Genomic DNA, 8,537 nt, shown 5'->3' with positions numbered 1-8,537 from the left:
CATGCGCCCGCTCCGCCAGCACCTCGGGCAAAACCACCTCATCCCCCGGCCCCAGCTCCGCCACCACCACGGCCCCCGGCACAATCCACCCGCGCGCGCGCAACACCGCCAGCGCCTTGTTCACCAAATCCTGCCCATACGGCGGGTCCAGAAACACCAGCTCATGCGGCGCGCCAGCCCGCGCGCCCAGCACATCGCCCGCCACCACCCGGCACACATCTTCCGCCTGGCACGCCGCGATATTTTTCCGCAGCGCCGCCAAAGCCCCAGGGGCCTGCTCCATGAAATCCGCCGCCACCGCCCCGCGCGAGAGCGCCTCCAGCCCATAGGCCCCGGTGCCCGCGAACACATCCAGCACCCGCGCGCCGCGCAAAAACGCCGCCCCCGCCCAAGGCGCATGCATCAAAATATCAAACACCGCCTGCCTGGCCCGCGCTCCGGTCGGCCGCGTCTCCAACCCCTCCGGCGCCACCAGCTTTCGCCCGCGCCACGCCCCCGCGAGTATCCGAGGCCCCAGGCTCATTTACCCAGCCCAGGCACCTGTTCGCGCAGAATCTTGCCGTTCACTTCCTCAACCTCGCCCTTGGCCAGCAGCCCGAGCTGAAACGGCCCGTAGGCCACCCGTATCAACCGCGTCACCGGCAGCAGCAGCGCGTCCATCACCCGCCTGATCTCGCGGTTCTTGCCCTCGCGCAATGAAACACTGAGCCATGTATTCGCCCGCTGCACTGAATCCACCGACGCCTCGATCGGCCCGAACTTCACCCCGTCCACCACCATGCCCTCGGCGAGGCGCGTCAGCTTCTTCGGGTCCACCCCGCCATGCACGCGCACGCGGTAGCGCCGCAGCCAGCCGGTTGAAGGCAGCTCCAGTTGGCGGGCCAGCGCGCCGTCATTGGTCAGCAGCAACAACCCCTCGGAGGTCAGATCCAGCCGCCCGACGCTGATCACCCTCGGCAAATCCTTCGGCAGATGCTCAAACACCGTCGGCCGGCCTTCCGGGTCCTTATGCGTGGTCACCAGCCCGTCGGGCTTGTGGTAGCGCCACAGCCGGGTGCGCTCGGGCTGCGCCACGGCCTTGCCGTCCACCACCACAATATCCGTGGGCCCCACGAACACCGCCGGATGCTCCACCGGCGCGTTGTTCATCCGCACCCGCCCAGCCAGGATCATCGCCTCCGCATCCCGCCTACTCGCCACCCCCGCGCGTGACAAAAACTTGGCGATCCGCTCGCCGCGCTGTTCCTCAACCATTGGCCGCCGCCATCATCGCCGCAAAAATCGCAGTATCCCCTTTGTCGATCAAATACTCGGGATGCCACTGCACCCCGATACAAAATTTCAGTCCCGGCACCTCGATGCCCTCAATCACCCCATCCGGCGCCACCGCGTTCACAACCGACCGCCCGGCACCGCGCACCGCCTGGTGGTGCGAGGTGTTCACCAGCATCCGCGGCCCCACGATATCATACAATCGCGTCCCCCGCAGAATCTCCACCTCATGCCCCGGCTGGTAGTGCGAGGTTTTCTGCTCATGCTCCAGCGCCCCGGCCACCGCATCGGGGATATGCTGGATCAAACTCCCCCCCAGCACCACCGCCAGCAGCTGCTCGCCGCCGCAAATGCCCAGCACCGGCATATCCCGCCGCAACGCGCCCTGGAGCAACGCCAGCTCCGCCGTGGTGCGGTCCGCCTTCAGCTCCACAGTGGCGTGGCGCTCGGCTTCGCCATATAGCGCCGGGTCCACATCAAACGCGCCGCCGGTCACAATCAGCCCATCCAGCCGGCCGAGGTAATCCTCCGCCAGCCCGGCATCATGCGGCAGCGCCACCGCCAGCCCGCCGGCCGCCGCCACCGCCTCGCAATAATTCTGCCGCAGCGCATACCACGGATATTTGGACCACCCGCCCGCAGGCTCGGCATCCAGGGTCAAACCAATCAAAGGCCGTTTTGTCATGCCCGCACCTAGACCCGCAGGCGCTACCAAGGCAACTAGACCTGTGCATCCGCACAAGGCAACTAGACCTGTGCATCCGCACAAGGCAAGAAACCCCGCATGACCCCCATGGAACACGCCCTGGCACAAGCCCGCGCCGCCGCCGCCCAAGGTGAAATCCCGGTCGGCGCCGTGGTTACCGATGCGTCCGGCGCCATCATTGCCAGCGCCCACAACCGCACCGAGGCAACGCAAAACCCCACCGCGCATGCCGAATTCCTGGCGCTACAAGCCGCCGCCGCCGCGCGGGGCGAAAAATACCTGGCGGACTGCACAATCACCGTTACCCTGGAGCCCTGCGTGCTCTGCGCCGGCGCCATCGCCGCCTTTCGCCTGCGCAAGCTGGTGTTCGGCGCCTACGACCCCAAAACCGGCGCCGTTGAACACGGCCCGCGCGTGTTCACCCACGCCACCACGCACCACAAGCCCGAGATTATCGGCGGTGTGCGCGATTCCGACTGCGCGGCCCTGCTCGCCAGCTTCTTCGCGGGGTTGCGCAATGCCTGACCTCAGCTTCGAGACCCGCATCGGCGGCCTCATCGCCGGGGTGGACGAGGTGGGCCGCGGCCCGCTGGCCGGCCCCGTGCTCGCCGCCGCGGTCATCCTCCCCACCACCCTGCCGCCCGGCCTTAACGCCCTCATCGACGATTCCAAAAAACTCTCCGTCCACCGCCGCGCCGCCGCCCTGGCCGCGCTACAAGCCTCAGGCGCGCTCATCGGCCTCGGCGCCGCCTCCGTGCGCGAGATCGAGACGCTGAACATCCTCCACGCCTCCATGCTCGCCATGCGCCGCGCCATCGCCGCCTTGGCGCAAACCCCCACCCACATATTGGTTGACGGCAACCGCGCGCCGGGGTGCGGCATCCCCTGCACCACCATCATCGGCGGCGACGCCATCAGCCTCTCCATCGCCGCCGCCTCCATCGCCGCCAAAATCATCCGAGACCGCCTGATGGCCCGCCTCGCCGCCCGCTACCCCGGCTACGGCTGGGAAAAAAACGCCGGCTACGCCGCCCCCGTCCACCGCGCCGCCATCCTGCGCCTGGGCCCCACCGCGCACCACCGCATGGGTTTTGGCCCGCTGCTCTCCAATGTTTAACCTGTTGACGTGACCACGGCCCTACATTCAGTTTACACCTTTACCGAATTTGAGGGTCTGCCTTGCCCGTGGAAATGCTGCGTGAACTCCCGCTTGACCAGATACTGCTCGGCGATGCCGGGCAGATGCTGCGCATGCTCCCCGATGCCTCGGTCAACTGCGTCTTCGCCGACCCTCCCTATAATCTGCAACTGCGCGGCGAGTTGCGCCGCCCAGACGACAGCCTGGTCGACGGCGTTGACGACGACTGGGACAAATTCAACGATTTCGCCGCCTATGACGCTTTTACCCGCGACTGGCTGGGCCAGTGCCACCGCATTTTAAGCAAGGACGGCACGCTCTGGGTCATCGGCAGCTACCACAACATCTTCCGCATCGGCACCATTTTGCAGGATCTCGGCTTCTGGATCCTCAACGACGTGATCTGGCGCAAAACCAACCCGATGCCCAATTTCCGCGGCCGGCGCTTCACCAACGCGCATGAGACCATGATCTGGGCCGCCAAATCAAAAACCGCGCGCTATAAATTCAACTACCAGGCGATGAAATCGCTCAACGATGATTTGCAGATGCGCTCGGACTGGACCATGCCGCTCTGCACCGGGGGCGAGCGCCTGCGCAACGTGCATGGCCTCAAGCTCCACCCCACGCAAAAGCCCGAGGCGCTGCTCCACCGCGTCATCATGTCCTCCACCAGCCCGGGGGATATCATCGTGGACCCGTTCCTCGGCACCGGCACCACCGCCACGGTGGCCAAGCGCCTGCACCGGCATTTCATCGGCATCGAGCGCCACCCCGCCTATGTGGAAGCCGCCTGGGGCCGCCTGCGCGCCGAAAAACCCGTGCCGCTGGCCTCCATCACCGCCCCGCCCACCGGGCGCGAAACGCCCCGCATCGCGTTCGGCAGCTTCGTGGAGCGCGGCATCATCAAGCCCGGCACCCAGCTCACCGACAAACAACGCCGCATCGCCGCCGAGGTCACCGCCGAGGGCAACCTCACCTCAGGCCCGCACCGCGGCTCCATCCATCAGGTCGGCGCCGCCGTGCAAAATGCCCCCTCCTGCAACGGCTGGACCTTCTGGCATTTCGAGCGCCAGGGCACGCTGGTGCCGCTGGACGTGCTGCGCAAGGAAGACGCCGAAGCCTGAACGGCGGCGGCCTGAAGTCTTACTCCGACTTCAGATGCGCGATCAGCCGTTCGATCGCGGTGGGTTTATCCACCTGTTCCAGCGCCCCATACTCAGCCGCCAGGCGGTCCAACGCTGATTCATAAATCTGGCGCTCGGAGAAACTCTGGTCCGGCTGCCCGGCGTTGCGGTGCAAATCGCGCACCACCTCGGCAATCGCCGCCGGGTCCCCGGAATTGATCTTGGCCTCGTATTCCTGCGCCCGGCGCGACCACATGGTGCGCTTGATGCGCGCGCGGCCCTTCAACACGGCCAGCACATCGTCAAACTGCTTGCGCGAGGCGAGCTTGCGTAAGCCTGCGGTGCGCGCCTTGTTGGTCGGCACCCGCAGGGTCATGCGGTTTTCATCGAAGGTGATGTGGATCAGTTCCAGCGTATGCCCAGCGATCTCCTCGGTGGCGATGCGCTCCACCTTGCCCACGCCATGCGTCGGGTAGACCACAAAATCGCCCGCGACAAAAATTTCGGCCTTCGCCATGGCGCGCGGCGGCGTCATCGGGCGCATCGGCCCGGCGGGCACGCCCGAATGCGAGATGACCGGCGCAGGCGCGGGTGCAGGCACGGGGGCCACGGGCACGGCTTCGCGTACATCCTCAACCGGCTTGGCCGCCAGTTTGGCGGCTTTAGGCTTGGCGGGGGGCTTTTCGGCTGGTCTGGCGGCGGCTGTCACTTCATTCATTGTTTCGTCCAGAGGTTTGGCGGATTTATCCTCCGCCACGGTCTTCGGCTTCTCACTCATGACAACTCCGCTACACTCGATTACCGGGCGCGCGGTGTGGCGGCCCGGTTTCAAATACAACCCTGTAGCAGAATTTTGGCCTCCCGTCACGGGAGGCCGCGCGCTTACGGCTGGCCGGGCTCGGGCGAAAGCAGGGCTTCCTTGCCCGGCTTGTCCTTCCACTCATCCGCATCCGCGGGCGCGGTGCCCTTGCGGGTGATATTGGGCCACACCTTGGCGAAGCTGAGGTTACGCTCAACCCAGGGGGTCGCGCGGTCGTCGCTATCAGGCAAAATGGCTTCCGCCGGGCATTCCGGCTCGCACACGCCGCAGTCGATGCATTCGTCCGGATGGATCACCAGCATGTTCTCGCCGACGTAGAAGCAGTCCACAGGGCAGACTTCCACGCAATCCATGTATTTGCACTTGATGCAATTCTCGGTGACCACATAGGTCATCAGGCACTCCTAATACGATAATACGGTGGCAATTCTGCCCCGGATATGCGCGTGGCGGCGCATTAAGGCAAGCCGCCGCGGCGTGAATATCAATCCGCGGCAATTTCCCTATACAGCTGTTGCGCCTGGGCTGCACCCTCGCGCCGCGGCGCCAGGGCCAGAATTTCGGCCACCAGCACCCCGCGCGGCAGCGCCAGGGTCAGCACATCGCCCACCCGCACCCGCGCATGGGCTTTCTCCACCGGCTGACGGTTGATCCGCACCCCGCCGGCCGCCACCAAATCCCCCGCTACGTTGCGCGTCCTGCAAAACCGCGCATGAAATAAAAACTTATCCAGCCGTTGCCAGCCGGCATCCTCCTCGGGCATCAGCGCCGGGCGGCCTGGCGCAGCGCCGCCAGCGCCGCAAAGGGATTATCCTCAGAAACCGGCACGGGCGGCGGCGGCGGCGGGGCCACCGGCTTTGGCTCCATCTTACGGCGCGCCAGCATGGCGGGCGCCGCCGGGCCGTATTTCTTCTCGCCCAGAACCTGCGCCGGAATAATCCTGAACCCCAGCGCATTCAGCACCGGGGCGAGCTGGTCGGGCTTCAGCCCCATGCGCGAGCCCAGGTTGGGCGGCAGAAACACCGGATGCTTGCGCACCAGATAATGCATCTCGCGCACCAGCTTCTCCGCCACATCCAGCCGCACCATCACCGGCCCGGCCGGCAGCCAGCCCATGGAGAGCGCGAAATCCGCCCCCCAGTTGCCCGGCATCGGCGCCGAGACCAGCCCGGCGGCAGGCAGCGGCGGCGGATTGCGGTCATGCGCCACGCCCCAGAGCAGCGCGCGCAGCTTGGCGGAGCCAGGCTTCAGCACGGCGGGCATGAAAAACGCGAACCGCCCGGCCTCCACACCCAGTTTTTTGAGCACCGGGCGCAAATCCTGCGCCACGTTTTCCGCCTCCATCACGCCCGAGGCCTCACCCAGCCGGTACATCACCCCTCGCAACTCCGAGGGAGGCTCCTTCATCGCCACCAGCAACGCGCCCAGGCGTTTTTCCACCTCCGCCGCCACAAACGCGCTGATACGCGCGCGCAGCCGCTCGCGCGCCAGCCCGTCAAGAAACTCGGAGTGCAAAATCTCCACTTCCGGCTTGAGCAGGTTCTCGCTGCGCTTCAGCCGGGCGATCTTCGCGCCCTCCCAAACCACCTGCCGGTCATCGGTGAGGCTGAAGGCCTCATCGGCCGCGGTCTCGCAGCGCAAAATCCGCCGCGGCAGCTCCTGCCCCAGGGCCCGGCGCGCCGCGCGCAGCAGAAATTTCTTCTCCTGCCCCTGCGTCGCGGGGTCCGGATGGAAGTTGAACCCCTCCACGCGGCCCACCTCATGGCCCTCCACCAGCACAACGCCGTGGTTAGACACCACCGCCTGTAACTCTTCCGCTTCTTGGTCTTCCAGCCGTCTGGTCAAATGTGCCGCCCTCTTGTCCACAAACCGCGCCATCAACTTCATGTGCAGCGTGTCTGAAATTCTATCCTCGATCTCGCGCGCCAGCCGCGCCCAGGGCGTGGCATCGCGCATCCAATCAGCCCTGGCGGTTATATACGCCCAAACGCGCACATCCGTCAGCCGCTGCATGAGGGTATCAATATCTCCTTCGACTTTGTCCAGCGCCTCGATCTCGCCGCGCACCCAATCCACCGGTAAATTTTTGCCCGCGCGCAGGTGCATGAACACTTTGGCGCATAATTTCACATGCGCGTCCGTCGCCAGCTTGCGAAAATCGGGGATCTGGCACGCCTCCCACAACAGCCGCGCCGCCGCCCGCCCCTGCGCCGCCTTGCGGATCTCCGGGTCGTGGCTCAACGCCTCCAGGGTTAAAACATCCGCCGCATCCTGCCCGCGCACCAGCCCCGGCACCCCTGGCGGCATGGTCAAACTGCCCAGCAGCGCCTCCACCGAGGCAAAATCCAGCGCCGAATTGCGCCAGGCCAGTTGTTCCAGCGGTTCGAAGGCATGCGCCTCTACCGCCTCCACCAGCTCCTCGCCCAGGGGCGGGCAAACCCCGGTCACACCAAAACTGCCATCGCGCATCCCGCGCCCCGCCCGCCCGGCGATCTGCGCGACCTCCGCCGCCAGCAGCATCCGGGGCTGGCGGCCATCAAACTTCGAGAGCCCGGCAAAGGCCACATGGTCCACATCCATGTTCAGCCCCATGCCGATGGCATCCGTCGCCACCAGAAAATCAACCTCTTTTTCCTGATACAGCGCCACCTGCGCGTTGCGGGTGCGCGGCGAGAGCCGGCCCATCACCACCGCGCAGCCGCCCCGCCTGCGGCGCACTGCCTCGGCAATGGCGTAAACCTCAGCCGCGGAGAACGCCACAATCGCCGAGCGCGGCGGCAGGCGCGAGAGCTTCACCGGCCCGGCATAGGAAAGCGCGGAGAGCCGGGGCCGCGTCTCAACCTCAATCCCCGGCACCAGACGCAGCAGCAGGCGGCGGATCGTCTCGGCGCCGAGAAACATCGTCTCCACCAAGCCGCGCGCATGCAGCAGACGGTCAGTGAAGACATGCCCCCGGTCCGGGTCGGCGCAAAGCTGGATCTCGTCTACCGCCAGAAACTCAACCCGCCGGTCCAGCGGCATCGCCTCCACCGTGCAGGAGAGCCAGCGCGCCCCCGGCGGCACGATCTTTTCCTCGCCCGTGATGAGCCCGACATTTTTAGCGCCCTTGCGCGCCACCATACGCTCGTAATTCTCGCGCGCCAGCAGGCGCAGCGGAAAGCCGATCATCCCGGAGGCGTGCCCCAGCAGACGCTCCATCGCCAGATGCGTCTTGCCGGTGTTGGTGGGGCCCAGCACCGCCCTCACCTTGGAATACGATCCGGACATGCCCCAGCATGTGATGGCCTTCAGCCGGTTTTGCAAGCCATCGGCCCCGCGCGAACACGGGGCCAGGCACTGACTCACTTCGCCGGATTGGCGCCGTAGACGTCAAAATTAAAATAATGCGACTCAATCTTCTTGTAAGTTCCGTTCGCGATGATCGCCGCGATCGCCGAATCGATCTTCTTCAACAGTTCAGGCTCATTCTTGCGT

11 protein-coding genes are annotated in these 8,537 nt (G+C 66.0%); 3 read left to right on the top strand and 8 right to left on the bottom strand.

Going from position 1 to position 8,537, the window contains the following annotated elements; genetic code table 11:
- The 3 genes from HKL97_RS03070 to HKL97_RS03060 form a co-directional block, all read right to left on the bottom strand.
- Positions 1-523 (bottom strand): RsmD family RNA methyltransferase (locus HKL97_RS03070; RefSeq protein WP_291422636.1); only part of this gene is annotated, 523 nt, incomplete at its 3' end.
- Positions 520-1,254, bottom strand: a complete 735-nt coding sequence (locus tag HKL97_RS03065) for a pseudouridine synthase (RefSeq protein WP_291422635.1) — start codon at positions 1,252-1,254, stop codon at positions 520-522. The genes HKL97_RS03070 and HKL97_RS03065, both read right to left, overlap by 4 nt.
- Positions 1,247-1,957 (bottom strand): gamma-glutamyl-gamma-aminobutyrate hydrolase family protein, encoded by a 711-nt coding sequence (locus HKL97_RS03060; RefSeq protein WP_291422634.1) that lies wholly within the window; start codon positions 1,955-1,957, stop codon positions 1,247-1,249. The genes HKL97_RS03065 and HKL97_RS03060 overlap by 8 nt, the downstream gene beginning before the upstream one ends.
- A gap of 108 nt (positions 1,958-2,065) precedes the next feature.
- Here HKL97_RS03060 and HKL97_RS03055 point away from each other — a divergent pair, with 108 nt between their 5' ends.
- The 3 genes from HKL97_RS03055 to HKL97_RS03045 all read left to right on the top strand — a co-directional run bounded on the left by HKL97_RS03055 (position 2,066) and on the right by HKL97_RS03045 (position 4,243).
- Positions 2,066-2,503, top strand: coding sequence for a nucleoside deaminase (locus tag HKL97_RS03055; RefSeq protein ID WP_408820637.1), 438 nt, complete (start codon positions 2,066-2,068; stop codon positions 2,501-2,503).
- On the top strand, positions 2,496-3,095 hold the full coding sequence (locus HKL97_RS03050; protein ID WP_291422632.1) for a ribonuclease HII: 600 nt from the start codon (positions 2,496-2,498) through the stop codon (positions 3,093-3,095). Before HKL97_RS03055 ends, HKL97_RS03050 begins: the two co-directional genes overlap by 8 nt.
- 74 nt (positions 3,096-3,169) lie before the next feature.
- Entirely contained in the window at positions 3,170-4,243 is a 1,074-nt protein-coding gene (locus tag HKL97_RS03045; RefSeq protein ID WP_291422631.1) for a DNA methyltransferase, read from the top strand.
- Between the two features lie 19 nt (positions 4,244-4,262).
- On the opposite strand, the gene HKL97_RS03040 is transcribed toward HKL97_RS03045, so the two are convergent.
- From HKL97_RS03040 to HKL97_RS03020, 5 genes are all read right to left on the bottom strand, one after another.
- Positions 4,263-5,021 carry a CarD family transcriptional regulator gene (locus tag HKL97_RS03040; protein WP_291422630.1) on the bottom strand — a complete coding sequence of 253 codons (759 nt, stop codon included), beginning with the start codon at positions 5,019-5,021 and terminating at the stop codon, positions 4,263-4,265.
- A 104-nt stretch (positions 5,022-5,125) separates the two neighbouring features.
- Positions 5,126-5,458, bottom strand: coding sequence for a ferredoxin FdxA (fdxA, locus tag HKL97_RS03035; protein WP_284258478.1), 333 nt, complete (start codon positions 5,456-5,458; stop codon positions 5,126-5,128).
- Positions 5,459-5,547: 89 nt separating this feature from the next.
- Positions 5,548-5,826, bottom strand: coding sequence for an RNA-binding S4 domain-containing protein (locus HKL97_RS03030; protein ID WP_291422629.1), 279 nt, complete (start codon positions 5,824-5,826; stop codon positions 5,548-5,550).
- Positions 5,826-8,330, bottom strand: a complete 2,505-nt coding sequence (locus HKL97_RS03025) for a helicase-related protein (RefSeq protein ID WP_291422628.1) — start codon at positions 8,328-8,330, stop codon at positions 5,826-5,828. The genes HKL97_RS03030 and HKL97_RS03025 overlap by 1 nt, the downstream gene beginning before the upstream one ends.
- Before the next feature lie 74 nt (positions 8,331-8,404).
- A partial coding sequence (locus HKL97_RS03020) for a transporter substrate-binding domain-containing protein (protein WP_291422637.1) occupies positions 8,405-8,537 on the bottom strand: 133 nt, incomplete at its 5' end.

Origin of the sequence: Acidocella sp., assembly GCF_013044125.1 — a bacterium.
Taxonomy (GTDB): Bacteria; Pseudomonadota; Alphaproteobacteria; order Acetobacterales; family Acetobacteraceae; genus Acidocella.
This window is presented reverse-complemented; position numbering and strand designations above follow the sequence as displayed.